Source organism: Arthrobacter sp. NPDC089319 (assembly GCF_040684925.1).
GTDB lineage: Bacteria > Actinomycetota > Actinomycetes > Actinomycetales > Micrococcaceae > Crystallibacter.
Map to the genome: position 1 here is coordinate 295,011 of NZ_JBFBGZ010000004.1, position 25,751 is coordinate 320,761.

25 protein-coding genes, 1 pseudogene and 1 riboswitch are annotated in these 25,751 nt (G+C 66.4%); of the genes and pseudogenes, 10 read left to right on the top strand and 16 right to left on the bottom strand.

What is annotated here, in order from left to right; all coding sequences use genetic code 11:
* The first annotated feature begins 18 nt into the window (after positions 1 to 18).
* Both AB0N75_RS08200 and pepN read left to right on the top strand, forming a co-directional pair.
* Entirely contained in the window at positions 19 to 1,116 is a 1,098-nt protein-coding gene (locus tag AB0N75_RS08200) for a putative sulfate exporter family transporter (RefSeq protein ID WP_364647733.1), read from the top strand.
* A 51-nt stretch (positions 1,117 to 1,167) separates the two neighbouring features.
* The gene (gene pepN / locus AB0N75_RS08205) at positions 1,168 to 3,795 is read left to right on the top strand and encodes an aminopeptidase N (protein ID WP_364647735.1); all 2,628 of its coding nucleotides are present in this window, start codon (positions 1,168 to 1,170) and stop codon (positions 3,793 to 3,795) included.
* A gap of 227 nt (positions 3,796 to 4,022) precedes the next feature.
* Here pepN and AB0N75_RS08210 read toward each other — a convergent pair whose 3' ends face one another.
* From AB0N75_RS08210 to AB0N75_RS08230, 5 genes are all read right to left on the bottom strand, one after another.
* Positions 4,023 to 5,084 (bottom strand): biotin/lipoate A/B protein ligase family protein, encoded by a 1,062-nt coding sequence (locus AB0N75_RS08210; RefSeq protein ID WP_364647738.1) that lies wholly within the window; start codon positions 5,082 to 5,084, stop codon positions 4,023 to 4,025.
* Positions 5,085 to 5,406: 322 nt separating this feature from the next.
* Positions 5,407 to 5,742, bottom strand: coding sequence for a multidrug efflux SMR transporter (locus tag AB0N75_RS08215; RefSeq protein ID WP_364647741.1), 336 nt, complete (start codon positions 5,740 to 5,742; stop codon positions 5,407 to 5,409).
* 12 nt (positions 5,743 to 5,754) lie between these two features.
* Positions 5,755 to 6,069: a multidrug efflux SMR transporter gene (locus AB0N75_RS08220; protein ID WP_364647744.1), complete on the bottom strand. Its 315-nt coding sequence runs from the start codon at positions 6,067 to 6,069 to the stop codon at positions 5,755 to 5,757.
* Positions 6,070 to 6,079: 10 nt separating this feature from the next.
* Positions 6,080 to 6,145: riboswitch (guanidine-III (ykkC-III) riboswitch) on the bottom strand.
* A gap of 88 nt (positions 6,146 to 6,233) precedes the next feature.
* A complete protein-coding gene (gene arr, locus AB0N75_RS08225; RefSeq protein ID WP_364647747.1) occupies positions 6,234 to 6,662 on the bottom strand; it encodes an NAD(+)--rifampin ADP-ribosyltransferase in 429 nt (142 codons plus the stop codon).
* Positions 6,663 to 6,694: 32 nt separating this feature from the next.
* On the bottom strand, positions 6,695 to 7,270 hold the full coding sequence (locus AB0N75_RS08230; protein ID WP_364647750.1) for a TetR/AcrR family transcriptional regulator: 576 nt from the start codon (positions 7,268 to 7,270) through the stop codon (positions 6,695 to 6,697).
* A gap of 71 nt (positions 7,271 to 7,341) precedes the next feature.
* On the opposite strand from AB0N75_RS08230, the gene AB0N75_RS08235 reads away from it, so the two are divergent.
* Positions 7,342 to 7,968 (top strand): dihydrofolate reductase family protein, encoded by a 627-nt coding sequence (locus tag AB0N75_RS08235; protein WP_364647753.1) that lies wholly within the window; start codon positions 7,342 to 7,344, stop codon positions 7,966 to 7,968.
* A gap of 41 nt (positions 7,969 to 8,009) precedes the next feature.
* Here the strand turns inward: AB0N75_RS08235 and AB0N75_RS08240 are convergent, their stop codons facing one another.
* The 3 genes from AB0N75_RS08240 to AB0N75_RS08250 are packed head-to-tail and all read right to left on the bottom strand — an operon-like array spanning position 8,010 to position 11,825.
* Entirely contained in the window at positions 8,010 to 9,179 is a 1,170-nt protein-coding gene (locus AB0N75_RS08240) for an ABC transporter ATP-binding protein (RefSeq protein WP_364647756.1), read from the bottom strand.
* Positions 9,176 to 10,771, bottom strand: coding sequence for an iron ABC transporter permease (locus tag AB0N75_RS08245; RefSeq protein ID WP_364647759.1), 1,596 nt, complete (start codon positions 10,769 to 10,771; stop codon positions 9,176 to 9,178). Before AB0N75_RS08245 ends, AB0N75_RS08240 begins: the two co-directional genes overlap by 4 nt.
* Before the next feature lie 4 nt (positions 10,772 to 10,775).
* Positions 10,776 to 11,825, bottom strand: coding sequence for an iron ABC transporter substrate-binding protein (locus tag AB0N75_RS08250; protein ID WP_364647762.1), 1,050 nt, complete (start codon positions 11,823 to 11,825; stop codon positions 10,776 to 10,778).
* Positions 11,826 to 12,072: 247 nt separating this feature from the next.
* Here AB0N75_RS08250 and AB0N75_RS08255 point away from each other — a divergent pair, with 247 nt between their 5' ends.
* Positions 12,073 to 12,399 carry a hypothetical protein gene (locus AB0N75_RS08255; protein WP_364647765.1) on the top strand — a complete coding sequence of 109 codons (327 nt, stop codon included), beginning with the start codon at positions 12,073 to 12,075 and terminating at the stop codon, positions 12,397 to 12,399.
* Positions 12,400 to 12,402: 3 nt separating this feature from the next.
* Here AB0N75_RS08255 and AB0N75_RS08260 read toward each other — a convergent pair whose 3' ends face one another.
* The 5 genes from AB0N75_RS08260 to AB0N75_RS08280 all read right to left on the bottom strand — a co-directional run bounded on the left by AB0N75_RS08260 (position 12,403) and on the right by AB0N75_RS08280 (position 15,910).
* A complete protein-coding gene (locus AB0N75_RS08260) occupies positions 12,403 to 12,906 on the bottom strand; it encodes a hypothetical protein (protein ID WP_364647768.1) in 504 nt (167 codons plus the stop codon).
* A gap of 212 nt (positions 12,907 to 13,118) precedes the next feature.
* Positions 13,119 to 13,376, bottom strand: a complete 258-nt coding sequence (locus AB0N75_RS08265; RefSeq protein WP_127512525.1) for a type B 50S ribosomal protein L31 — start codon at positions 13,374 to 13,376, stop codon at positions 13,119 to 13,121.
* 150 nt (positions 13,377 to 13,526) lie between these two features.
* Positions 13,527 to 14,333, bottom strand: coding sequence for an RNA methyltransferase (locus AB0N75_RS08270; protein WP_364647771.1), 807 nt, complete (start codon positions 14,331 to 14,333; stop codon positions 13,527 to 13,529).
* Positions 14,330 to 15,106: a sulfite exporter TauE/SafE family protein gene (locus AB0N75_RS08275; protein WP_364647774.1), complete on the bottom strand. Its 777-nt coding sequence runs from the start codon at positions 15,104 to 15,106 to the stop codon at positions 14,330 to 14,332. Before AB0N75_RS08275 ends, AB0N75_RS08270 begins: the two co-directional genes overlap by 4 nt.
* Before the next feature lie 15 nt (positions 15,107 to 15,121).
* A complete protein-coding gene (locus AB0N75_RS08280) occupies positions 15,122 to 15,910 on the bottom strand; it encodes an ABC transporter ATP-binding protein (RefSeq protein WP_364647777.1) in 789 nt (262 codons plus the stop codon).
* 104 nt (positions 15,911 to 16,014) lie between these two features.
* On the opposite strand from AB0N75_RS08280, the gene serB reads away from it, so the two are divergent.
* Both serB and AB0N75_RS08290 read left to right on the top strand, forming a co-directional pair.
* The gene (gene serB / locus AB0N75_RS08285; protein ID WP_364647780.1) at positions 16,015 to 16,908 is read left to right on the top strand and encodes a phosphoserine phosphatase SerB; all 894 of its coding nucleotides are present in this window, start codon (positions 16,015 to 16,017) and stop codon (positions 16,906 to 16,908) included.
* A 155-nt stretch (positions 16,909 to 17,063) separates the two neighbouring features.
* Positions 17,064 to 18,953 carry a transketolase gene (locus AB0N75_RS08290; protein WP_364647783.1) on the top strand — a complete coding sequence of 630 codons (1,890 nt, stop codon included), beginning with the start codon at positions 17,064 to 17,066 and terminating at the stop codon, positions 18,951 to 18,953.
* A 508-nt stretch (positions 18,954 to 19,461) separates the two neighbouring features.
* On the opposite strand, the gene AB0N75_RS08295 is transcribed toward AB0N75_RS08290, so the two are convergent.
* The gene (locus tag AB0N75_RS08295) at positions 19,462 to 20,211 is read right to left on the bottom strand and encodes an SDR family oxidoreductase (RefSeq protein ID WP_364647786.1); all 750 of its coding nucleotides are present in this window, start codon (positions 20,209 to 20,211) and stop codon (positions 19,462 to 19,464) included.
* A 160-nt stretch (positions 20,212 to 20,371) separates the two neighbouring features.
* Positions 20,372 to 21,106 carry a beta-ketoacyl-ACP reductase gene (locus AB0N75_RS08300; protein ID WP_364647789.1) on the bottom strand — a complete coding sequence of 245 codons (735 nt, stop codon included), beginning with the start codon at positions 21,104 to 21,106 and terminating at the stop codon, positions 20,372 to 20,374.
* Between the two features lie 119 nt (positions 21,107 to 21,225).
* On the opposite strand from AB0N75_RS08300, the gene AB0N75_RS08305 reads away from it, so the two are divergent.
* Genes AB0N75_RS08305 through AB0N75_RS08315 form a run of 3 tightly spaced genes read left to right on the top strand, consistent with a single transcriptional unit; the run spans position 21,226 to position 22,967 of the window.
* The gene (locus AB0N75_RS08305) at positions 21,226 to 21,816 is read left to right on the top strand and encodes a DUF3099 domain-containing protein (RefSeq protein WP_364647792.1); all 591 of its coding nucleotides are present in this window, start codon (positions 21,226 to 21,228) and stop codon (positions 21,814 to 21,816) included.
* The gene (locus AB0N75_RS08310; protein WP_364647795.1) at positions 21,813 to 22,064 is read left to right on the top strand and encodes an acetone carboxylase; all 252 of its coding nucleotides are present in this window, start codon (positions 21,813 to 21,815) and stop codon (positions 22,062 to 22,064) included. The genes AB0N75_RS08305 and AB0N75_RS08310 overlap by 4 nt, the downstream gene beginning before the upstream one ends.
* Positions 22,065 to 22,967 carry an SURF1 family protein gene (locus tag AB0N75_RS08315; RefSeq protein ID WP_364647798.1) on the top strand — a complete coding sequence of 301 codons (903 nt, stop codon included), beginning with the start codon at positions 22,065 to 22,067 and terminating at the stop codon, positions 22,965 to 22,967. It begins immediately after the preceding gene.
* A 121-nt stretch (positions 22,968 to 23,088) separates the two neighbouring features.
* On the opposite strand, the gene abc-f is transcribed toward AB0N75_RS08315, so the two are convergent.
* Positions 23,089 to 24,687 carry a ribosomal protection-like ABC-F family protein gene (abc-f, locus tag AB0N75_RS08320; protein WP_364647801.1) on the bottom strand — a complete coding sequence of 533 codons (1,599 nt, stop codon included), beginning with the start codon at positions 24,685 to 24,687 and terminating at the stop codon, positions 23,089 to 23,091.
* 153 nt (positions 24,688 to 24,840) lie between these two features.
* Between abc-f and AB0N75_RS08325 the strand changes: the two are divergent.
* Positions 24,841 to 25,741: pseudogene (locus AB0N75_RS08325) on the top strand (neutral zinc metallopeptidase).
* Positions 25,742 to 25,751: the final 10 nt, after the last annotated feature.

Genomic DNA, 25,751 nt, shown 5'->3' on the forward strand with positions numbered 1-25,751 from the left:
CCACAACACCCCAGCCTTGTGACCCCCGGCCAGTCACCGGACAGCGGGAGGGTCCGGGTTCCGCCGGAGGCGGCCGCCCCGCGGTCCCGCGCCGAACGCTGGATCCGACGGGCCGGGCCGGGACTCTTGCTGGCGGCAACGGCCGTGCTTGCCTCTTTTGGCCTGCACTGGCTGGTGCCGGCGGTTCCGGTGATGAGCTTCGCCGTCGTCCTGGGGATTGTGGCCGCCAATGTGCCGCCGACGGCCGCGTGGACCGGCGGCGCGGGACAGCCCGGCCTTCTCTTCTGCGGCCGGACGCTGATGCGCGCTGGGATCGTGCTGCTCGGTGCCCGGCTGGCCCTGTCTGATCTGGCAGAGCTGGGCTGGTTCGCGCTGGTGCTGGTGGTGCTGGTGCTGCTGCTCGCGTTTGCCGGAACCTACCTGCTGGCCCGTTGGCACCGCCTGCCCGGCGACCAACCGGTGCTGTTGGCAGCCGGCTTCGCGGTCTGCGGTGCCTCGGCCATTGGCGCCATCGCCGCCGCCCGCGGCAGCCGCGCGCAGGACAGCCTGATGCCCGTCGCGCTGGTCACGCTGTGCGGCACCCTGGCCATCGGGGTGCTGCCTGCGGTCATGGCCCTCACCGGCATGCCGGCCGAGGTCTTCGGCTTCTGGGCCGGTGCTTCCGTGCACGATGTTGGACAGGTGGTGGCCACGGCGCAAAGCGCGGGCACGGCGGCGCTGACCATCGCCGTCGTGGTGAAGCTGGCGCGCGTGGTGATGCTCGCGCCGCTGGCGGCCGCCGTGGCGGTACACCGGCGCCGCACGGCCAAGGCGCCCCGTGTCGGGGAGGCGGGCCCCGCGACCAAACAACCGCCGGTGGTGCCGCTGTTCATCCTCTGCTTCCTGGCCCTGGTGCTGCTGCGCAGCACGGGATGGCTGCCGCAGCCCGTGCTGGACGGAACCGCCCTCGTGCAGGAGATCATGCTGGCCGCAGCCTTGTTCGGGCTGGGCTCAGCCGTCCGGCTCCGGGAACTGCTCCGTTCCTCGCTGCCGGCCATCTCCACCGCGCTGCTGTCCTGGCTGCTGATCGCCGGGCTGGGCCTCGGCGCTGCCTGGCTGGCCATGGCCGGCGGCTGACGCGCTCCAACTTCCCCGGCCAGCCGTCCGCCGCATGGTTAAATGGGCCGGATGACGAACCAGAACCTCAGCCGCGACGAAGCCGCGGCCCGGTCAGCCATCCTGCGGGTGGAGAGCTATGAGGTCTCGCTGGACCTGCGCGGCGCCGAGGACCGGGACGAACCGGGCTTCATCTCCAAAACCGTTATTACCTTCAGCTGCAGCGAACCCGGCTCAACCGTGTTCGCCGACTTCATCCACGGCGGCGTCCACTCCGTGCTGCTCAACGGGCGCCCGCTGGAGCCGGCCGAGGTGGTGGACGGCGCGCGCATCCTGCTGCCCGGACTGGAAGCACAGAACCAGGCCATCATTACCGGCACCGCGCTGTACAGCAGCAGCGGCGAAGGCCTGCACCGGTTCGTGGATCCTGCCGACGGGAACACCTACCTCTACACCCAGTACGAACCGGCCGATGCCCGGCGGGTGTTCGCCAACTTCGAACAGCCCGATTTGAAGGCTTCCTTCACCTTCCATGTTGCCGCGCCGGACGGTTGGACCGTCGCCTCCAACGCCGCTGTGGCCTCGACCGAGCCGATGGCTTCCACGCCCGGGCACTCGGTCCGCCGCTTCCACCCGACCCAGCGCATCTCCACCTACATCACCACTGTCCTGGCCGGGCCGTACCACGCCGCGACGGACAGTTGGCACCGCCCGCTGCCCGACGGCGGCGGACTGCAGGTGCCGCTCGGGGCCTACTGCCGTGCCTCGCTGGCCGGCTCCTTCGACGCGGAGCAGATCTTCTCCGTTACCAAGGCCGGCCTCGATTTCTTCCACGAGCTCTTCGACTACCCGTATCCGTTCGGCAAGTACGAGCAGGCGTTCGTCCCCGAGTACAACCTCGGCGCGATGGAGAACCCCGGCCTGGTCACCTTCACCGAGGCCTACGTTTTCTCCTCCCGCGCCACCGATGCGCAGTACCAGGCCCGGGCCAACACCATCCTGCACGAGATGGCGCACATGTGGTTCGGTGACCTGGTCACCATGAAGTGGTGGGACGATCTCTGGCTGAAAGAGTCGTTCGCCGACTATATGGGCGCCCTCGCCTCGGCCGAGGCCACCCAGTGGAGCAATGCCTGGATCACCTTCGCCAACCGGCGCAAGGGCTGGGCGTATGTGCAGGACCAGCTCCCCACCACCCACCCGATCGTCGCCGACATCCGCGATCTGGAGGCCGCCAAGCAAAACTTCGACGGCATCACCTACGCCAAGGGCGCCTCGGTGCTCAAGCAGCTGGTGGCGTACGCCGGCTTCGACTCATTCATTGGCGCCTCCCGCCGCTACTTCCGCGAACATGCCTACGGCAACACGTCGCTGGCCGATTTCCTCACCGCGCTGAGCGCGGCCTCCGGCCGGGACATGGAACACTGGGCGCATCAGTGGCTGCAGACCGCTGGCATCTCCACCTTGGCCTTGGACCTGAGGCACGACGGCGGGGCGATCACTGCCGCGGCGATCGTCCAGGATGCGGTGGATCCGGTAACGGACGAACCGGCGCACCGTCCGCACCGCTTGCGGCTGGGCTTCTACAACCCCGACGCCTCCGGCCGGCTGCTCCGCACAGACCAGCTGGAGCTGGATGTGGCCGGTCCCCGGACGGACCTGCCACAACTGGTCGGCAGGGAGCAGCCGGCACTGCTGCTTCTCAACGACGACGACCTGACCTACGCCAAGGTGGTCTTCGACCAGCGTTCGCTGCAGACGGTGCTGTCTTCGCTGGACCGGCTCGCCGATCCGTTGGCCCGTGCCCTGTGCTGGTCCAGCCTCTGGAACATGACGCGCGACGGGCTGCTCCCGGCCGCGGAGTATGTGGAGGCCGTACAACGGTTTGCCCCGGCCGAGACCGAGAACAGTGTGCTGCAGGTGGTGTTGGATTGCGCCAAGACGGCCATGGACCGGTACGCACCAGCGGGCCGCCGGCCGGCACTCCAGGAAGCTTTCGTCGCCGCCGCGCGGCGGCAGATGGAGTCCGCGGACCCGGGCAGCGACCAGCAGCTGACCTGGGCGAGGTCGCTGGCCGCGGTGGCCCGTGCTGCGGACAGCCAGGCCACCTTCCTGCGGGACGTGGTGCTGGGACGGGTCGTGGTGGACGGGCTGGCTGTGGACACGGACCTGCGCTGGCGGATCTGGCAGGCGCTGGCTGCCACCGGCCACGCCGCCGTGGCCGAACTCGATGCGGCGCTGGAGGGTGACCGGACGGTCGCTGCACGGGCCGGCCACTTGGCCGCCCGGACCGCCCGGCCGGATCCGGCGGTCAAAGCCGAAGCGTGGCGCACCGCTGTGCACACCGATTCGCTATCGAACCAGCTCCTGGACGCCACGATCGACGGCTTCTGCCAAGGTCCGCACGATCTGCTCAACGCGTACGTAGAGCACTACTTCGCGGAACTCGTCCGGATCTGGTCGTCCAAGAGCATCGAGATCGCGGCCCGGCTGGTCCGCGGGCTCTACCCCGGCGGTCAGGACCTGGCGGCCGGCCAGGCACCCACCGAGCACCCCGCCGTCGTCCTGACCGATGCCTGGCTGGACGGCAACGGCGATGCACCCGCCGCGCTGCGCCGCATCGTCATCGAACAGCGCGACCACTTGCTCCGGGCACTTCGTGCCCAGCAGATAGCTGCCCCGGCGGAGAGCCGCGGCTAAGCCGACAGCGATAGCCCGGTAGTTCCCGGCACTCGTACGGTCCACTACACTGTCAACTCCCGCGGGCACGGTCCCGCTGGGTGTGGGCGGCGAACAGCTTCTCCTCGCCGGCGAGCTCGGCATCGGCGCCATAATCATGGGACGGAACATGTTCGGGCCGGCTGTGGCCAGGAAGGCACGCTGAGCGCCGATCTGCGGCCCTGCTACCGGACGCGCTACAGGCCCAACTAGGGCACGCGGTGCAGCCACTCGTCCGTGCCGAACTTGGTCTGGACGAGTTCGCGGGCCATGGCCATCTCCTCGTCCGAGAACCCGCTGTTCACCGCGGCGTACCGGTCCTTGAACGTCCGGATCATGACGGCGATGATCTCTTCCCGGCTCAGGCCGGTCTGCCGCCGCAGCGGGTCGACGCGCTTCTTGGCACTGCTGATGCCCTTATCGGAGATTTTCTCCTTGCCGATCCGCAGCACGTCAGTCATCTTGTCCGCGTCGATGTCGTAGGACATGGTCACATGGTGGAGCATCCCGCCGTTGGCCAACCGCTTCTGTGCGGCGCCGCCGATCTTGCCCTCCGGCGTGGCGATGTCGTTGAGCGGCTGGTAGAACGCCTTGATCCCGACCTTCTCCAACGAGGACATCACCCACGCATCGAGGTAGGCGTAGGAGGCCTCGAAGCTCTGCCCGTCCACCAAGGTCTGCGGCAGGTACAGCGAGTAGGTGATGGCGTTGCCCCGCTCCATGAACATCGCCCCACCGCCGCTGATCCGGCGCACCACGGTGATGCCGTGCCGTTCCGCCCCATCCGGATCCACCTCGTTGCGCACCGACTGGAAACTGCCGATCACCACCGACGGAGCCTCCCACTCCCAGAACCGCAGCGTCGGCTGCCGCTTCCCGGCGCCTACCTGGCGGGTCAGCACCTCGTCCATCGCCACATGCATGTGCGTGGGCAGCGGAGTGGGCGGGATGACCTGCCACTGGTGGTCCAACCATCCGGTGGCCTTGTTCAGGGCCCGGCGCACGGCAACGGCAACGGCGTCGGCGGAGAAACCGAACAGCTGGGCGTCGGGCGGCAGCGCCGAACTGATTCCCGCGGCGAGGCTGGTGTGGCTGCTTTCGGTGCCCATGCCGTCCAGCGCCGTGTTAATGTCCGCCAGCGCCTCGTCCGGTTCCAGGAAGAAGTCACCGCTCACCGAGGGACGGACGATCGTTTGGTCCACCACGTCAAAATCGACAACAACGAGTTTGCCGCCCTGGACCTTGTACTCTCCGTGGCGATGGTCGGACATGCTTGCTCTCCTTGGTCAGGCGGGATCGGCCGGTTGCAGCCGTCGGGTCGGCAGGCTCGGCAGGCGCGGGATGGGGCCACCACAGTCTTACCACGACGGCACGGCCTCCTGCCGCTGGTCCCACTCCCCTGCTGTCGGCAGCGGTTCGCCGACAAACCCAGCTTTCTCCCAGCCGCTGCCGGGGCTGTACCCAGAAGCCTGCCGTAATGTCATAGACACCTCATCACGGTGCGAGTGAAAGAGGGACCGGACGTGCCCGGTCCAAGCGCCGGCGGGTATGGAGTATTTCCCCCGACTTCTCCATTACCTGCCGGCGCTTTTTTCATGCCTTCTCGGTGCGCTTCCCGTCTACCAACTTCAGGCCGATGACGCAGCCGATGATGCCGGCGAGGAACAGCACCTTCAGCGCGCTGGCCTGCTCGCCGCCAAAGACCATGGCGTAGCCAACGGTCAGTGCCGCCCCCGTTCCCGTCCAGACCGCATACGCGGTGCCGATGGGGATGCCGCGCATCGCGTAGCCCAGCCCCAGCATGCTCAGCGTCACGGCCACAAAGAACACGGCGGTCGGCAGCGGGTCGCTCAGCCCCTCGGAGAGGCTCAGCGCGGTGGCCCATACGGCTTCCAGCACGGCGCTGGCCAGCAAAATGATCCAATACATGTGTGCCCCCCGTTAGCCGATCGCCTTGAGGCCGACTACGCAGCCGATGATGCCCAGCAGCAGGGCGACCCGGATCAGCGAGGCCTTCTCGGCCCCGGTGACCATGGCAACGGCGGCCGTCAGCACCGCGCCGATGCCAACCCAGACCGCGTAGGCGGTTCCCACCGGTATGGCGGTCATGGCATAGGCCAGGCCGGCCATGCTCAATGCCATGGCCGCAACAAAAATGACTGACGGCCACAGCCTGCGGAAGTTTTTGGATGCGCCCAGCGCTGTGGCCCACACAGCTTCCAGGACGCCGGACAGGATGAGAATGACCCATTCCACGATTGATTCCTCTGGCCAGTCTTGTCGCGCACCGGGTACTGAACCGTCGTCCGGAGACCTAGGAATGAGGTCTTGAGCTCAAAAATAGCAAAGCACGACGCCGATGCGCAGCTTTGGTGGCTAAGCTCACCAGCGCGCCGGCCGGGTGGGTGCCGGCCGAGGGTTCACTCGTTGATGGCTTCAATGCCTTGCCGCTTGAGTTCTGCCAGATGGTTCCGCATGTGCTGCAGCACCTCGGGAGCATGCGGTTCCCACTCCAGGACCTCTTCGATGATGCGCAGCGGTTCCTTCGAGCGGTAGGACCTGGTGGGGTTTCCCGGGAACCGCTGGTCTGTCAGGTTGGGATCATTTTCAATCGGGCCGGTGGGCTCTACCCGGTAGATCCTTCCCGGTCCCTCCCCCACTCCGAGTTCGGCTCCCCAGGTGGCGGCGTCAAGGGTTGCGGTGAGGTAGACGTAGTTCGCCTTGATCCGCTCTCCGTAGTTCGAGTGGTAGCCCGGTTCCAGTATGTCGCCGGGCGCCAGGTCGGCTTTCGTACCGTGATAGAACGGGCCGGGGTCGCCTGCCCCGGCCCGAATCGGTTCGTTGTGCATTCGCCATCTCCGATCGCCGTACATTGTCCGGATCAATCGTCGCCGCCCAGGAGCCCTGCGACGAGCGCTTCGATAACGTCGTCGGTTGACGTGTCCGGGTCCAGCGGGTTGGTGAGCCGGTCGAACAGCAGCCCGTCCACCGCATAGTGGAAGAGTGCGATGTCGCGACGGCTGCCGGGAAGCCCCGCCGCGGTGTTGAACGCAACGTCGCCCTCAAAGGCGGCCCGCTGCCATTCCCCCAGGACGGCTGCGACAGCCGGGCGCCGGGTGCTCTCCAGACGGAGCTCGAACAGCGCAAGCGTGACCTCCCGTTCGGCGGTAAGCCGACGCACAATATCGCGTAGATAGTCTGAGAAAAGCCTGCGGCTGGGCGGCTCCGCCGCGAGGCGCTCGAGGACCGCCGGCTCCGGACCGAGACGCTCGCCGATGCGGTCGACGAGGCCGGAGATCAATGCATCGCGGCTGCGAAAGTAATTCGACGCGGTCCCGAGGGGGACGCCCGCTGCGTCGTCTATCGCGCGATGCGTCAGTCCGCGCGAGCCTTCGCGAGCGAGAACTGCCAGGCCTGCGTCGGCGAGCAGTCGTCTCCGCTCATCATTCTTTGCCATGCCCCATCCTAGCCCAACCACTACATGTGATGTAGTCTGCGCATCACCAGACAAGTCGTGATTGGAGCGCCATGCGGGAACTCGTTTATTACGTCGCGGTCAGTCTTGACGGCTATATTGCCGGACCGTCAGGAGAATTCGATGCCTTTCCGATTGAGGGCGACCACATGCAGCCGCTCACCGCTCGGTTCGCCGATGCCATTCCTACCGATATTTCCGCTGCCTACGGCATTGAACAGGACGGTTCGGTTTTCGACACGGTGTTGATGGGTTGGAACACCTATGCCGTAGGGCTCCCCGCCGGCGTCACGAGCCCGTACCGCCACCTGCGTCAGGTGGTGTTCTCGCAGGCACGGACCAAGGCTGATATCCCGGGGGATCCGCCGAATCTAAGGGTCAGCAATGACGATCCGGTGGACGTCGTCCGCCGGTTGAAGGCGGAGTCCAGCACATCAATCTGGCTGTGCGGCGGTGGTTCACTAGCGTCGGTGTTGGCCGACGAGATCGACCGGCTGGTGCTCAAGCGCAGTCCCCTGCTCTTCGGCAGCGGCATCCCGCTCTTCGCGTCGGCCGCCTACAAGCCTCAGCGCTTCCGTGGAGTGGAGACCACAGCCTACAACTCCGGTGTGGTGGTATCCGAGTACGTGCGGCGGCCGATTGCGGCGGCGCAGGCAGAAGCAAGGATCACGGACGGCTAGAGCAGCCGGCGACTCCAAGCCCAAGAAAAAGCCGGCCGCCGCTACGGGCTGTCCTGCGGGAACGCCACGCCTTCGCCAACCACCCGCAGGCAGAGCTCGGTCCCGGGCTTGGTGATCGAAGCGTTCCAGTGCCGAATAGTGATGACCTCACCGCCGCCCGGGTACCGGTGCCCGTTGCCGGCAGCGGCGCGCTGGGACGCATTGGTCTCGGCCAGCTTGATCCGCACAGTGGTTTCCGGGCCGAAATAGTCGGTGTCCACCACCACGCCGCGAATGGGGCCATCCGGTGCAATCCGGATCTGCTCGGGGCGGAGCATCAGCTGGACCTTGCCCTGTGCCGGCGGCCGCCGGACCGGGACTCCGCCCAACGAGCAGGTCGCCAATGAACCCTCCATCCAGGCATCCAGGATCACCGCGTCCCCCAGGAACTCGGCCGTGGCACGGTCGGCCGGCCGCGTATAGACCACAAAGGGATTGCCGATCTGGGCCAGCTTCCCACCGCGCATGATGGCTACCTGATCCGCAAAGGAGAGGGCCTCGGCTTGGTCGTGGGTCACCAGAATGGTGGTTACGCCGGCTTCATTGAGCACCTTGGCCACGGCGCGGCGGGTGGCTACCCGCAGCCCCGCGTCGAGTGCAGAGAACGGCTCATCCAGGAGCATCAGTTCGGGTTCGCGGGCCAGCGCACGCGCCAACGCCACCCGCTGCTGCTGGCCGCCGGACAGTTGGTGCGGGCGTCGCTTGGCCATCGCGGCGTCCAGTGACACCATCTCGAGCAGGTCCTGGACGCGCGCGTTCACGGCCCTGCGCCCGCCGTCGAGTTTTCCGGCGTTAAGGCCGAAGGCGATGTTCTGCCCCACCGTCAGATGCGGGAAGAGCGCCCCGTCCTGCGCGACGTACCCGACATGCCGCTTGTGGGCCGGAGTCCACACACCGTTTCCGGCAACGGGCTGGCCGCTGAGGCTGATGGAGCCGGTGTCCGGATGTTCGAAGCCGGCGATCAGCCGCAGCAGCGTGGTCTTGCCCGATCCGGACGGGCCAACGATCGCGGTGGTTCCGCCCTTGGCCACTGACAGGTCGACGCCTTTGAGCACCGACTGCGAGCCGAAGTTCTTGGTGACCTCGGCGATCTCCAAATGCGTGTTGGTGGTCGGTGCCACGGAGGGCGCCACGCGGAACGCCGGAAGGCTGGAAGGGGAATATTCGGTCACTGTCCGGCCACTTTCTTGGACTGTTGGAAGAGCAGGTAGGTCATGGGCGCTGAGAGCAGGATCATCAACAAGGCATAGGGTGCCGCGCCGGTGTAGTCGATCTCGCTGCTCTTGCTCCAGAACTCGGTGGCCAGGGTCCGGGTCCCGTTCGGAGAGAGCAGCAGCGTGGCCGTCAGTTCGTTGACGATGGCCAGGAAAACCAGTGCTGCGCCGCCGGCCGCGGCGGGCGCGGTGAGGCGCAGCGTTACCCGAACAAAGGAAGTCAGCGGGGCCTTACCCAGGGACTGGGCGGCTTCGTCGAGTTCCTTGGGCGCCTGGGCCAGCCCCGAGCGCAGGTTGACCAGGGCCCGGGGGAGAAACAGCAGCACATAGGCGGCGACCAGCACCCCCGCCGTTTGGTAGATTCCCGGGACCACCCGGATGCTGACGGTGACGAACGCCAACCCCACCACGATGCCCGGAAGCGAACTGGTCACGTAGTTGGAGAGTTCCAGCAGCTTGCTGAACCCGCTGGGGCGCCGCACGGCCAGATAGGCCATCGGGAAGGCAACCACGGTGGTGACTGCCGCACCAAGGGCCCCGTACATCAGCGTCTGCAGCAGGGCGGGCATGAATTCATCGGCCGCCCAGACCTCTGCACCGCCGGCGATGAGCCATTTCAGCACGAACCAGACGGGAACCCCGAAGGCCAGCACCGTGACGGCGGCGAGCGAGAGCTGCGCGGGCAGCTGGTAGTGGCGGAGCGGCAGCCGGGTCGCCTTGGCCGGCGCACCCGAGCCGATGCGGGCATAGCGTGCGGTGCCGCGGCTCTTCACCTCGGCCAGCAGCAGGATGAGGCACAGGAACACCAGCACGCTGGCCAGCATGTTGCCGGCGGTGCCGTTGAACGTCGACTGGAACTGGACCATGATCGCCGTCGTGAAGGTATCGAAGCGGATCATGGCAAAGGCGCCGTACTCCGCCAAGAGGTGCAGGGACACCAACAGCGCGCCGCCGGTGAGCGCGATCCGGAGCTGTGGAAGCACCACACGGAAAAAGACGGCCCACGGGCCCAGACCAAGTGATGCCGCGGATTGCTCGATGGCTGGATCCAGGCGGCCCAGCGCCGCGGCCGCCGGAATGTAAACCAATGGGAAGTAGGACAAGGTGGCGATGAGCACGCCGGACCAGATTCCCGCCAGCGACGGAACGGCCGAGACCCACGAATAGCTGTTCACAAAGGCCGGAATGGCCAGCGGTGCGGCCAGGGCGACAGCCCACCAGCGGTGCCCGCGCAGCGTGGTGCGCTCCACCAGCCACGCGCCGCCCGCGCCCAGGATCAGGCAGAGCGGGACGGTGATCACGGTGAGCAGGATGGTGTTCAGCAGCAGTTCGCCGACCCGCGGACGGAAGATGAGCTCGACGGCGGTGTCCCAGCCCGTGGCGGCCGTCATGTAGGTGACGTACCCCAGCGGGATGAGCGAAAACAGCGCGATCAAGACCGCCAGCAGGGACACCGTGGACACGCCGAAAGGCGGGCGAAGGCGCTTGCCCCCGCCCGCCGTCGTGCTCCCCGTACTCGGCGTACCGGGAGCCAATAGATCAGTGGTCACAGAACTACAGTAATCCTGCCTTGGTCATCAGGTCGGTGACTTGGGTGGAGTTCAGCTTGGCCGGGTCCACCGTGGGAGCCTCGAGGTCCTTGATCGGCACCAGGGCTTCGTTGGCCTCCACCTCCGAGCCGACAGGGTACTCGAACGAGGTGCCGTTCTTCAGGATTTCCTGGCCCTGCTGGCCGGTGATGAACTTCAGGAAGGCTTGCGCGTCAGCAGCGTTCTTGGAGGACTTCAGCACGCCACCGCCGGACACCGAGACGAAGGCCCCCGGGTCCTGGTTCTTGAAGTAGTACGGCGTGACGTTGTTGGAGTTCTCGCCGGTTTCGGCCTGATCGCCGTAGTAGTAGTAGTGGTAGATGAGCGCGGCGTCGACTTCGCCGGCATTGACTGCCTTCATGGCCGTGCTGTTGCCCTTGTAAGCCTTGAAGTTTTCCTTCATGCCCGCCAACCATGCGTCGGTGGCGGCTTCGCCCTTGAGCTCAAGCAGGGCGGAGACGATGGCCTGGAAGTCGGCACCGGTCGGCGAGGCGGCCCACTTGCCCTTCCACTCGGGGTTCGCCAGGTCCAGCATCGACTTCGGCAGCTTGTCTTCGCTGATCTTGTTCTTGTCATACACCAGGACCGTGGAACGGGCAGCGATGCCGGTCCACTTACCGGTGGACGGACGGAATTCGGCCGGAACCTGGTCAACGGTTGCCTGGTCCACGTCCGCAAAGAGTCCGGCGTTCTCAACCTGCGTCATTGCCGGCGAATTCTCCGTCAGGAACACGTCGGCCGGCGAGGCCTCGCCTTCCTGGATAATCTGGTTGGACATTTCGGTGTCAGAGCCCTGACGAACGGTGACCTTGATGCCGGTTTCTGCGGCAAAGGCGTCGATCCATTCCTTGGTCAGGCTCTCGTGCTGGGCGTTGTACACCGTGATGCCATCGCCTGCGGCGGCGGATCCGGACGCGGCGGGGTCGGTCTCGGAGTTCGAACCACAGGCTGCGAGGCCGAAGACGGCGGTGGCAGCTACTGCGATGCCGACCAGGGCGTTCTTGCGGAGCTTCATAAGGGGAGCTTCTTTCTGCAAACTTGGAGGGGATGTAGGAATCCTCAAGAAGCTTAGGTTAGCCAAGCCTAAGCAGCCAAACCGAGGGCGTGCTTTTGCTCCGGCATTGATTTTTATGACGATCACGGGATGGGCCCGCGAACGGAGGGGGCCGGGATTGCCGCGGCGGTCAGGACAGGTTATGGCGTCGCACCGAACGCCGGCAGCACCCGTGGCTTTATTCGAACACTCGTTCTACCTTTAACAGATGGACCGGGATGCCCTGGCGAAGATCGCTGCCCGTTATGCCCGGCGGGCGGAGCCGGTGTCGCTGACGCCGGAGGAGCTGGATCTTGAGCATTGCCCGGTGACCCGCGTGGTGCCGGGGGTGCCGGTATGGGCGTGGATCCGGTTCCCGGGGGCGGCCGAACTGGTCCAGGGCGAGGCCTTCGGCTGGACGTCGCGGGCAGTTGAGGTCGCGTGGACGGATGCCGGGGACCGGAGGGTTACCTGGGTCTGGGCGTCTGCCGTGCGCCGGAGGGACGATCAGGTCCGGAAAACGGCGCTGGGAGACAGGACCCGCCAGCGGCCGTGAGGCCTACTCCCCCGCCTCGCAATACAGCTGCAGCTCGGCCTCGCCATCCCGGACATAGTGCAGCCCGGTGAACCCATGGCCACCGCTGAAGCGGGATGCCAGGGACGAGCCGTCCTCCAGCTGGTACAGCATGCTGGCAAGCAATTGCCCCTCGGCATTACCGATCGACAGCGAGACCGCCCGTCCGTCCGGGGCTGCCCCGACGTAGCTTCCGGACAGCCGGAAGGTGCCCGTCGACAAATCCTGTCTGGTTGCTGCCGGCCCGTCGACCCGCGGCAGGACGAGTTGCGCGGCTTCCTCTCCGGCACTGCTGCCGTAGTCCGGACGGTACTGCGTGGTGCAGGTAATCGCGGCTGGCAGTTGCTCCGAACCCGCGGCACAGCCGGTGATCAGGAGTGTGGACAAGGCCAGCAAGTTCAGTACAACGAAACCCCGCCGGCCGGAGACGTTCCCCCGATTCCTGCCCAAGGGGAACGGGACCGTGCCGCCGCTACCAGGTGCTGTCATGGCAGCAGCGTAGCGTCGGAACCGGCCCCGGCCGGCATTCACACCGTCGGCGTCCCTCCCGGCGAGGGCGCTTACCGTCGTGTTGCAGTCGTGGCCACCCGTCTAGTTGCGGTGCTGGCCAGCGTCCCGTTGTGCCGTGGCCAGCGTCCTGTTAAGCAGCAGAGCCCGCACCACACGGTGCGGGCTCTGCTGAAAGGCGCGGGGGCGAAGAGTTACTTCTTGCCGCCGAAGCCCTTGAAACGTGCGTTGAAGCGCTCCACACGGCCGGCGCTGTCCATGATGCGCTGCTTGCCGGTGTAGAACGGGTGGGACTCCGAGGAGATTTCAACCTCGATCAGCGGGTAGCTGTTGCCGTCTTCCCACTCCACCGTCTTGCTGGACGTAGCGGTGGACTTGGTCAGGAAGGAAACGCCGGAGGCCAGGTCGCGGAAAACAACCGGGGCGTATGCCGGGTGGATATCAGACTTCATAGTTGTACCTTTTCTACACGCCCCTGGATTTTGCCAGCGACTAGAAGGATGGAAAGATGGCGGCCCCATGAGGGCCAGCAAACAACTCTACCGCATGTACCGGTCCCGCGTCGAAGCGACACGGACCAACCGCACGGCCGTACCCGGAGCCTAGTCCGGGCGGCAGGCCCAAAAGGCCACGGCGCTGGCCGCGGCTACGTTCAGCGAATCAACCCCGGCCCGCATCGGGATCATCACGGTCAGGTCCACCTGTGCCAGCGTCTGCGGCTGCACTCCGGCGCCCTCGGTGCCCAGCACCAGGGCCAGCTTGTCGAAAGTGCGCCGTTCCAGCTCGTCCAAGGTGATGGCGTCGTCGGCGAGCTCAACCGCCGCCGTCGTGAATCCTTGGCCACTCAACCCCGCCAGTCCCGCCGGCCATTCCTGCAGCCTTGCCCACGGAATCTGGAACACGGTGCCCATGGAGACCCGGATGCTACGCCGGTACAACGGATCGGCGCACTGCGGGCTCAGCAGCACGGCGTCCATGCCCATGGCGGCGGCGGACCGGAAAATCGCGCCCACATTCGTGTGGTCCACGATGTCTTCCAACACCGCCACCCGCCGGGCGCCGGCCAGCACGTCCTGAGCGCTCCGCGGCGCAGGCCGGTGCATGGCGGCCATGGCGCCGCGGTGCAGGTGGAATCCGGTGATCGCCTCCAGGACGTCCGGCGTCCCGATAAACACCGGCGCCTCGGGGAACCGCTCGATCACGTCGCGCAGGTCGTCCAGCCATTTGTCGGTCAGGAAGAAGGACCGCGGGGTATGGCCGGCCGCAACGGCCCGGCGCAGCACCTTGGAGCTTTCGGCGATGTACATTCCTTCCGCGGGTTCGCGGCGGCGGCGCAGGGCGGTGTCGGTCAACTGCGTGTAGTCGGCCACCCGCGGGTCGCCGGCGGAATCCAGCCGGACCAGGTTCATATGAAGAGGTTCCTGACCAGCACAACCAGGGCCACCAGCCCCAGCGTCACAATCACGCCGCGCAGCACCGCCGGCTTCAGCCGGCGTCCTACGGCGGATCCGACCAGCGCACCGATTAGCGAGCTGATGGCGATCACCAGGACCACCGGCCATTCGATCCGGTCGAAGGCAAACAGCATGTAGGAGATGGCCGCAATGATGTTCACGCCGAGGACCAGCACGTTCTTCATGGCGTTGGCCTGCTGCATGGTGCCGTGCAGGAAGACACCGAGGATACCGACCAACAGTATGCCCTGGGCGGCCACGAAGTAGCCGCCGTAGACGCCGGCAAAATAGACCAGCGCCAGCAACGCCCAAGGACGCGGGCGGGTGCGGGCCTGCGCGGCCTGGCGCTCCCGGACCCAGGCTTGAAGTTTTGGTTGGAACACCACGAAGACCAGCGCCACCACAATCAGGAACGGCGCGGCAATGCCGAAGACTTCCTCCGGCAGGTGCAGCAGCAGCCATGCGCCGGTGATCCCGCCCAGCAGCGACGCCGGCAGCAGGATGGCGACCGTGCGGCGCAGCCCGGCCAGTTCACGGCGGTAGCCGTAGACCCCGCCCACGTTGCCCGCGATCAGGCCGATCGCGTTGGAGATGGTCGCCGTCACCGGGGCATATCCCAGCGCCACCAAGACGGGGAAGGTGACCAGCGTGCCGGATCCGACGATGCTGTTGATGGTGCCGGCCCACAGCCCGGCCAGCCCGATCAGGGCAGCGTTGAGTAGATCCACGGGGGCAGGGACCGCCTAGGCGCGCTTGGCTACGGCAGTGTAGCGGCCGTCGTCGTGCTTGAGGCTGAGCGGCATGTCGAATGCGGTGCTCAGGTTGTCTTCGGTCAGCACCTCGGCGATGGGGCCTTGGGCTACCACGCCGCCCTCGCGCAGCAGCAGGGCATGGGTAAAGCCCGGCGGCACTTCCTCCAGGTGATGGGTGACCAGCACCAGCGCCGGCGCGTCCTCATCCTTGGCCAGTTCGCTCAGCCGCTCCACGAGATCCTCGCGGCCGGCCAGGTCAAGCCCGGCGCCCGGCTCATCCAGCAGCAGCAATTCCGGATCGGACATCAGCGCGCGGGCGATCTGCACGCGCTTGCGTTCGCCTTCGCTGAGCGTGGCGAAGGTGCGGTTCATGAAGGTGGACATCCCCCACGCGTCCAGCAGGCGGAACGCCCGCCGCTCGTCCATCTTGTCGTACTGTTCGCGCCAGCGGCCGGTCACGCCGTAGGAGGCGGTGACCACCACGTTGAGTACCTGCTCGTGCTCCGGGATCTGGTTGGCCAGCGCGGCGGACGCCAGGCCAATCCGGGGCCGGAGCTCGAACACGTCCACTTTGCCCATGGTCTCGTCAAGGATGCCGGCGATTCCGCGGGTGGGGTGCAGGCGCGCGCCGGCGATCTGCAGCAGGGTGGTCTTGCCCGCCCCGTTGGGGCCCAGCACCACCCAGCGCTCCCCCTCCTTGACCTGCCAGTCAACGCCGTCCAGCAGGGTTTTGCGCCCGCGGACAACAGTGACCCCGGCAAACTCAAGTACATCGCTCATATCAGTAGACAGTAGGCTAAAACGTGTAGTAATCGCCAAACGCGACGCCGGACCCTGCCCTGACGGATCCGGCCCCCTCCAGCTTTACGCAGAACGGAATCATCATGCCCTCGCTCCTCCGCGTTGTCTCCTACGGCCGGGAACTGCCCGATGCCTACCTTGCCGCCGTGCAGGCGGCGGTTACCGGGGCCGGCGGAAACATCGTTGAACTGGAGAACGCAGCCAACGGCCGCTTCCAGGCCACCGTATTGACCGTGGAGTACGACGGCGCTGCCTCCGACGGCGTCACGGCATTGCGGGCTGCGGTGGCACCCGTGCTCACCGGTGAGCTGGGCACGGCCGTGATGGAAGCGTCGCTGGCCGGGCAGGACCGGAAGCTGCTGCTCATGGATGTGGACTCCACGCTCATCCAGCAGGAAGTGATTGAACTGCTGGCGGATCACGCCGGCAAGCGTGACGAGGTTGCTGCGGTCACCGAAGCGGCGATGCGCGGCGAACTGGACTTTGCCGAGAGCCTGCACGCCCGGGTGGCCACGCTGAAGGACCTTCCACTGGGCGTGATCCAGCGGGTGCGCGATTCCTTGCTGCTGACGCACGGTGCCAAGGAACTGGTGGAGGCCTTCCTGGCCGCCGGCCATGCCGTGGCGGTTGTCTCCGGCGGCTTCAGCCAGATCCTGGACCCGCTGGCCGAGGAACTCAACCTGACGTACTACCGGGCGAACACGCTGGGCATCGACGCCGACATGCTGACCGGTACGGTGGACGGCGACGTGGTGGACCGGGCGGCGAAGGAGGCCTCGCTGCGCGAATGGGCCGCCGCGGAGAAGATCGACTTGGCCCAGACCATCGCCATCGGCGACGGCGCCAACGACCTGGACATGCTGGCCGCCGCGGGGCTGGGGATTGCCTTCAACGCCAAGCCCGCCGTCCGCGAGGCCGCAGACGCCGCCATCAACATCCCCTACCTGGATGTAGCGCGCTACTTCGCCGGTGTCTGACGCCGGATGCGTGCGCTGCCCGTGTGCGATCCCACGCGGCCCTGTCGCCGGACCGCGCACGGGAGTAGGGTCGGTTTGAACATCCCCCGGACAGCGCTGCCGATGGGTGCAACGGGACCCGGGATTCCCTGAACCTTCCGTGAAGGAGATCAGTGATGAGCGCCGACTCCACGACAACCACCACCTTGGATCCGAGCCTGGCGGAGACCTGCCGTGCGCTGGCCGCGCAGCTGCGGGTCGATTCAATCCGCGTCACCAGCCGGGCCGGATCCGGCCACGCCACCTCCTCCCTCTCGGCCGCCGATCTCATGGCTGTGCTGTTGGTGAACCATCTGCGCTACGACTGGCAGCGGCCCGAGCTGGCCACGAACGACCATCTGGTCTTTTCCAAAGGGCACGCCTCGCCGCTGCTCTATGCCATGTTCCGGGCGGCCGGGGTGATTGATGAAACGGAGCTGCTCGAAACGTACCGGCAGTTCGGCGGCAGGCTGCAGGGACATCCCACACCTGCCCTGCCGTGGGTGGACGTGGCCACCGGATCTCTGGGCCAAGGACTGCCCGACGCCGTCGGCATCGCCTTGGCCGGGAAATTCCTGGACCGGCTGCCCTACCAGGCGTGGGTGCTGTGCGGTGATAGCGAGCTGGCTGAAGGGTCCATGTGGGAGGCGTTGGACAAGGCTGCCTACTACCGGCTGGGAAATCTGACCGCCATCGTGGATGTGAACCGGCTGGGCCAGAACGGGCCGACCGAGCTGGGGTGGAACTTGGCGCAGTACGCCGATCGGGTGCGGGCTTTCGGGGCCCAGCCGCTGCCGATTGACGGCCATGACCTGGACGCGATCAATAACGCCCTCGCCACGGCCCGAGCCACCACGGACCGGCCCAGCGTCATTCTGGCGCGGACGATCAAGGGCAAGGGCGTTCCCGAGGTCGAGGACAAGAACGGCTGGCACGGAAAGGCGCTGCCGGACGACATCGCCGAACCTGCCATCAAGGCGCTGGGCGGACGCACCCAGATCCGGGTCACCCCGCATGCCCCGGCCCCGGGAACGCCGGCCATCACGCCGAACCCGTCGGCCGCCATCAAACTTCCCACCTACACGGTAGGCGACGCCGTTGCCACCCGGACCGCCTTCGGCGAAGCGGTCTCCGCCCTTGCCGGACGGCCCGAGGTGGTGATGCTGGACGGCGAAGTGGGAAATTCCACCAAGGCCGGTGAGTTCAGCAAAGCCGCCCCGGACCGCTTCTTCGAGATGTTCATCTCCGAGCAGCAAATGGTGGCTGCGGCCGCGGGGCTATCGGTGCGCGGCTATGTGACGTTCGCCGCGAGTTTTGCGGCCTTCCTGGTGTCCCGCGGTTACGACTTCATCAGGATGGCCGGCGTTTCCGAGGTGGACATCCGTCTGGTCGGAACCCATGCGGGCGTTGAGATCGGCCAGGACGGGCCGTCCCAGATGGCCCTCGAGGACCTGGCCGCAATGCGCGCCATCCACACTTCGACCGTTCTCTATCCGGCGGATGCGCCCTCCACCGCACGGCTGATCCAGGCCATGGCGGACACGCCCGGCATCAGCTATCTGCGCGCTACCCGGGGCGATTACCCAGTGCTCTACGAGGCAGGCGAGGAATTTCCCCTCGGCGGCTCCAAAGTGCATGGGGCCACCGGCGACGACGCTCTCACCCTCGTCGGGGCGGGTGTCACCGTGCACGAATGCCTCGCCGCCGCCGCCCAACTCGCCGGTGAAGGCATTGCCGCCCGCGTGGTCGACCTGTACTCGATCAAGCCGATCGACCAGGAAACCTTGCTGGCCGCGTGCCGGGCCACCGGCGGGCGCATCATCACGGTGGAGGACCACTATCCCGAGGGCGGGCTTGGTTCGGCGGTCGCGGATGCGCTGACAGAGGCCCGCGTCCCGGATCTCAAGCTGGTCCGCCTGGCCGTGCAAGGACTGCCCACCTCCGGCGCACCGGAGGAGCTGTTGGACGCCGCGGGCATCTCCGCAAAGCACATTGCGGAGGCGGCGCGCAGCCTGGTCCGCGGGTAGCACTTCGCCAAGGTCCGCGGGTGCAACTCAGCCTGGTCCGCAGGTAGCTTCCCCAGCCGGCGAAGCCGCGGGCCTAGGTGGCCCTCGGACGATCCCCTAGGCCAGTCCCCTAAGCCGCCGCGAGGGAAACGCCCGCAGACGGGCAGGGCCATTCCACGAGCCGGACAAAGTTGCCGTTCTCGTCATAAGAGCAGTCCTCGCAGATAGCCGGCGCGGGTAATTCGTCGCAGGCATCACAGCGTCCGCAGGAATTCGGTTCCATGAAGTCGATCCCGACGCCGCGGGAATGTGTCTTAGCCATCTTCGCTACCCTCCTAAAGGTCCAAGGATGCGGCCAACCTAGCACCCGCTACGGACAGCTTCGGGTATTTCAACCCGGCATGCCCCGCACTGATGCGTCACCCCAGTGAGGGGCACGGCGTTCAGGGAACAGCGCGGGAGCGCGCCGTTCCCTGAACCGTCGTCAAACAGCTGCTGCGTACACCTAGCCCTGGGACTGCGCGTACACCTAGCCCTGAGACTGGAAGGACGCGGCCCCGCCCACGTATTCGGTGTGCCCGGAAGGAACATCGGCGGTGACCATCTTCGCCACTTCTGCGCCGAACTCTTCCACGGAATAGAGCTTCCCGGCCTCGGCGCGGCGGGCCTCAAGGGCACCGGGGCGTGCACGGTCCAGCAGCGTGGCGGTAACGGTTCCTTCGATCATGTCGCCGGAGACCACCACCAGCGAGATGCCCTTGGCTTCCAACTCCGGCAGCAGGTCGCGCAGCGCGTCTTCGCCGGCACGCTTGCTCAACGCCACCGGTTCGTATTCCGGCATCGTGGGCACGGTACGGATGAAATGGGCCTGATGGCTGGTGACAAAGACCACCCGGGAACCTGCCGGCATCACTTCGGCCGCCGCCTTAAGCATGTTCACCTGGGCATCGCGGTTCAGGCGCAGTGCGTAGTCCTCGCCCATGCTCGTCTCCATGCCGCCGGAGGCGTTGAGCACCAGCACGTCCAGGCCGCCGAAGTTTTGCCGGGCGGCGTCCACGAGTGCCTGCGAGCCCTCCTCCGCGGTGAGGTCGGCGGCCACGGCGACGGCGCGGCCGCCCGCTTCCTCGATCTGCGCCACGATCTTGTTGGCCCGCGGTGCCTTCTGCCGGTAATTGACCACTACCGCTGCCCCCTCGGCGGCGAGCAGCTTGGCCACCACGGCGCCGATTCCGCGGGACGACCCCGTGACGATTGCTGCTTTGCCATCCAGTGCACCCATGGCTGCTCCTAAGGTTCTCGGTAAATTTTCCGTGGTGGGCCGGTACGCGGTTGTAGGAAACGCTTAACCGGATAAGGCTTCGGGTTCCATCTTGCCAGCCCCCGAAGCCTTATCCGTTGTAGAAAACCCACAAAAGCGGGCCGGTCACCTGCTGGACGTCTTAGTGACCCATGCCCAGTCCGCCGTCCACCGGGATCACGGCGCCTGAAATGTAGGCAGCTTCGTCGCTGGCAATCCACCGGACCACCTTCGCCACTTCCTCGGGTTCGGCAAAGCGGCCGGCCGGGATGGAGGACAGGTAGCTCTTCTGCGTGTCTTCCGGCAGCACCGCGGTCATTTCCGTGTTGACGAATCCCGGAGCCACCACGTTGGCGGTGATGTTGCGGGAGCCAAGCTCGCGGGTCAGCGAGCGGGCAATGCCCACCAGGCCGGCCTTGGACGCGGCGTAGTTGATCTGGCCGGGCGACCCGTAAAGACCCACCACCGAGGAGATCAGCACCACGCGGCCCTTGCGCTGCCGGATCATCCCCTTGGAGGCACGTTTGATCACCCTGAACGCCCCGGACAGGTTGGTGTCCACCACGCTGGTGAAGTCTTCCTCGCTCATCCGCAGCAGCAACGTGTCCCGCGTGACGCCGGCGTTGGCCACCAGCACCTCCACCGGGCCGTGGGCGGCTTCTACCTCGGTGAACGCAGCATCTACGGACTCGGCGTCCGTGACATCGGCCTTCACACCCAGCAATCCTTCAGGCACGTCGCCGCTGCGGTAGGTGATCGCCACCTTGTCACCGTTCGCTTCGAAGGCCCGGGCAATGGCCAAGCCAATGCCCCGGTTACCACCGGTGACCAGCACGCTGCGGCCGGTCTGCTGTTCGTTGCTCACACTTACCTCCATGAAGCTGCTGTTTCCCTAAGGAATCCTAGCCCGGGAGATCCTGCGACCGGGGACTCGTTGCGTCGGCTTTAGACATTCCGGCCGTCGTGGGAGAATTGATACAGCCCTGATGGAGTGTGATGAGCAAGCAGCCTGACGAGAAACCGGAAGTCCTGAGCATTACGGACGTCCCCGAAAGCCACACCGATGAGATGCACCGGCGCATGGTCAAGTACTCGCTCGCCATGGGCATCCGCTTGGCTTGCTTGCTGCTTTTCTTCTTCATCGACAGCTGGTTCCGCTGGTTCTTCGTGGCCGGCGCCGTCTTCCTTCCGTGGATAGCCGTGATCATTGCCAATGGCGGCAGCGACAAGTCGCACCTGACACACAGCACCGCGCTGCTGGACCAAGCTCCGATGCCGGAGCTGGAAGCCCCGGCCGCAAGCGCCAAGGGCGGAGGAACCGAGGACGGCGAGTTCCTGACCGGGGAAGTTATCGACGACGGCCAGCCGCCGGCCACTGGCCAGGGCCCCACCACCACGGAGCAGGAACGGCACACTCCCGCAGATGCGGTTCCGGAGGCGGACCAACCGAGAGCATCGGCGGCCACAGGATCACTGGCCGGCCAACCGCCGCCCGGTCCCGCAGAGCAAGACGACTATGAGCAGCCCGCGTTCATGGGAAGCCTCAGCCCGGTGGTCAAGCGGCGCCGACGGAAGACTGCCGCATGAACCTCCTGGGCCAGCTTGGCGGTGCAGCTGCCGCCGAGACACCGATCTGCTCACGGAAAGGTTGCCGTGGGGACGCCCAGTGGCAATTGCTCTGGAATAACCCGAAACTCCATACGCCCGAGCGCCGCAAGATCTGGCTCGCGTGCGATGGGCATCGCGAGTGGCTGCAGGACTATCTGGTCCAGCGAAGCCTTTGGAAGGAAACGCTTCCCCTGGAAGAGTCCGCTACACCGGAAAGCAGTGCCTGAATGTCCTACCGATTCCTGCTCAGCGGCAAGTGGCTGGGCTGGCTTCTGATCGTTGCCCTGCTCGCCGCCGTCTGCGTGGTGCTGGGTAACTGGCAGATGGACCGCCGGGACCAGGCGCGTGCCACCATCGCCGCCGTGGAGACCCATTACGACGCCGATCCTGTGCCGTTCACCAAGGTTCCGAAGATCTTCGCCTCTGCCGATGATTCGGTGGAATGGACCCCTGTGGTCCTCAACGGCACGTACGACGACGCCGGCCAGCGGATTGTGCGGAACCGGCCCCTGAACGGCCGGCCGGGTTACGAGGTTCTCATCCCGCTCCGCCTCGAGGGCGGGCCGGCCGTCATCATCAACCGCGGCTGGTTGCCGATCGGCAACAACCAAGCCGGCCACCCGGACACCATCCCGGCCGCGCCCAAGGGGGAGGTCACCGTCGTCGCACGGGTTAAGCCGGGCGAAGGGGCTGTCAGCCGTGGCGCCCCCGAAGGCCAGCTCGCGTCCATCCAACTGGACTCGTACGCGTCCGAACTGGGCTACCCCATCTACACGGGCAGCTACGGCCTGATGGCGGCGGAGTCCCCCGCTGCCGCCGAGCAACCGGTGCAGATCCCCAAACCCGCCATCGATGAAGGCCCGCACCTGTCGTATTCGATGCAGTGGTATGCCTTTGGCGTGCTCCTGTTCGTCGGCTACGGCTACGCGGCCCGACAGCACGCGCACCATGGCCGGTTGACCGAGGAAGAAGAGGCGCTCAGCGGCTACCACCAGGCCAATCCGGCCCCGCGTGCCGCGGCGGCTCCGAAGCGCCAGCGCAAGCGGCCCACGGCCGAAGAAGAGGAAGACGCCCTGCTGGATGCCCAAGGCTTCCGCACCGACGGGTCCCTGCTCAGCCAGGACGACTAGCCAGCATTTACCGGGCGCGACGTCTCGAAGCGGATTTACACGGCGCTTAGACGCCTCGCTCGTTCCTCGGTCGGCGATGTGCGCCTTAGTAAATCCGCTTCAGACGCTACATGCCCATGAATCAGGCCAGGGTCACGAGGTCCAGGTAGTCCTCGTTCCAGAGGTCTTCGACGCCGTCCGGCAGCAGCACAACACGCTCTGGATTGAGCGCCGCGACCGCGCCCTCGTCGTGGCTGACCATGACGACGGCGCCGCTGTAGTTGCGCAGGGCGCCGAGGATCTCGGCGCGGCTGGCCGGGTCCAGGTTGTTGGTGGGCTCGTCCAGCAGCAGCACGTTCGCCGATGACGCCACGATGGTGGCCAGGGCCAGCCTGGTCTTTTCGCCGCCGGAGAGCACTCCTGCCGGCTTGTTGACATCGTCGCCGGAGAACAGGAAAGAACCGAGGATGTTCCGCACTTCGGCATCCTGCAGATCCGGGGCGGCGGTGCGCATGTTCTGCAGGACGGTGCGCTCCACGTCCAAGGTGTCGTGTTCCTGGGCGTAGTAGCCGATCTTCAGCCCGTGACCGGGGAGCACATCGCCGGTGTCAGGGGTGTCCACGCCGGCCAGCATGCGCAGCAGGGTGGTTTTGCCGGCACCGTTCAGGCCCAGGATCACTACGCGGGAGCCCCGGTCAATGGCCAGGTCGACGTCGGTGAAGATCTCCAGCGAGCCGTAGGACTTGCTCAGGCCTTCGGCAGTGAGCGGAGTCTTGCCGCACGGTGCAGGGTCGGGGAAGCGCAGCGCCGCCACCTTGTCTTGGGCCCGGACCTCGTCCAGGCCGCTGAGCAGACGTTCGGCGCGCTTGGCCATGTTCTGTGCCGCCACCGCTTTGGTGGCCTTGGCCCGCATCTTGTTCGCCTGGTCCATCAGGACCTGGGCCTTCTTTTCCGCGTTGGCCCGCTCGCGTTTGCGCGCGCGTTCGTCGGTCTCGCGCTGCATCAGGTAGCGCTTCCAGTTCATGTTGTAGATGTCGATGGTGGTGCGGTTGGCGTCCAGGTGGAAGACCTTGTTGACGGTCGCTTCCAGCAGGCCGGTGTCGTGGCTGATCACGATCAGGCCGCCCTGATGGTTCTTGAGGAATTCGCGCAGCCAAGTGATCGAGTCGGCGTCGAGGTGGTTGGTCGGCTCGTCCAGGAGCATAGTTTCCGCGCCGGAATACAGGATCCGGGCCAGCTCTACGCGGCGGCGCTGGCCACCGGAGAGCGTTCTGAGCGGCTGGTTCAGGATCCGCTCCGGCAGGGCCAGGTTGGAGGAAATGGCAGCCGCCTCGGCCTCGGCCGCATAGCCGCCGCCGGAGATGAACTCGGCCTCCAGACGGTCATAGCGGCGCATCGCCTTGGCCTGCACCTCGGCGTCGCTGCTGGCCATGTCCGTCTGCGCTTCACGCAGTTTGCGGGTGACCACGTCCAGTCCGCGGACGGAGAGGATCCGGTCGCGGGCCAACTGTTCCATGTCCGGGGTCCGAGGGTCCTGCGGCAAATACCCGATCTCCCCGTTGCGCACCACGGTTCCGGCGGCGGGCAGGCCTTCGCCGGCCAGCACCCGGGTCAGCGTGGTCTTGCCAGCGCCGTTGCGGCCCACCAGCCCCACTTTGTCGCCCTTGTCCACACGGAAGGAGACCGCCTCCATGAGCAGACGGGCTCCAGCACGCAGCTCGAGATCGTTGACTGTAATCACAGTGGAGGCCTTTCAAAAGGGTGCGGGACGAGATCCCCGGGCGCCGTCCATGAACGGACGGGGCGGAAATCAACCTTTCCAGTCTACCGGCATCGGCAGCCCGCACCCGCCAGCCCGCCAGCCGCCCGCCGGCCGGACCGTTATTCTTGGCTCATGAGTTTCTCCCGCGGCTCCCGGCTGGATACGTCCCAGGTACAAGACCGTCGAGGCGGTTTAGGCGGCAAGATCGCCATCGGCGGCGGCGGCTTGCTGGTGCTCATTGCCAGCCTGCTGGGTGTGCCTGCTGAGCTGTTGGAGGGATTCGGGCTGGGCAGCGGTCAAGAACAGCAGCAGGCTGGCGGCCAGGCCCTGCAGGAGGAATGCCTCACTGGTGCCGACGCGAACGAACGAACCGATTGCCGCATTGTGGGAACTGTCAACAGTCTCAACGACTTCTGGGCCGGTTATCTCCCCCGCTACAACATGCAGTATCCCGCCCCCCAAACGGTCCTTTTCGACGGCGGTGTCAGCACCGGCTGCGGCAGTGCCAGCAGCGCCGTGGGCCCGTTTTACTGCCCGAGAGACCAGACCGCATATTTTGACACCGCTTTCTTCGCCGAACTGACCAGCCGGTTTGGCGCCAGCGGCGGACCGTTGGCCGAGGAGTATGTGGTGGCGCATGAATTCGGACACCACATTCAGAATCTGACCGGGGCGATCGATTACTCCCAGCAGGATCCACAGGGAGCGGACTCCGGTGCGGTCCGGGTGGAACTCCAGGCCGATTGCTATGCCGGCGTCTGGGCGGCGAATGCGACCGAGCAAATTGATGAGCGGACCGGCCAGCCCTTCATGCAACCGCTGACGGAGCAAGACCTGCGGGACGCTCTGTCCGCCGCAGCCGCGGTGGGCGACGACCGCATCCAGCAGTCGGCCACCGGCCAAGTCAATCCGCATACCTGGACACATGGTTCCATGTGAACAACGCCAGCGCTGGTTCCTGCTGGGATACCAGACCGGTGATGCCGGCCGCTGCGACACCTTCTCCGCGCCGGACCTCGATAGGCCCGCCTGACGCGGGTGGC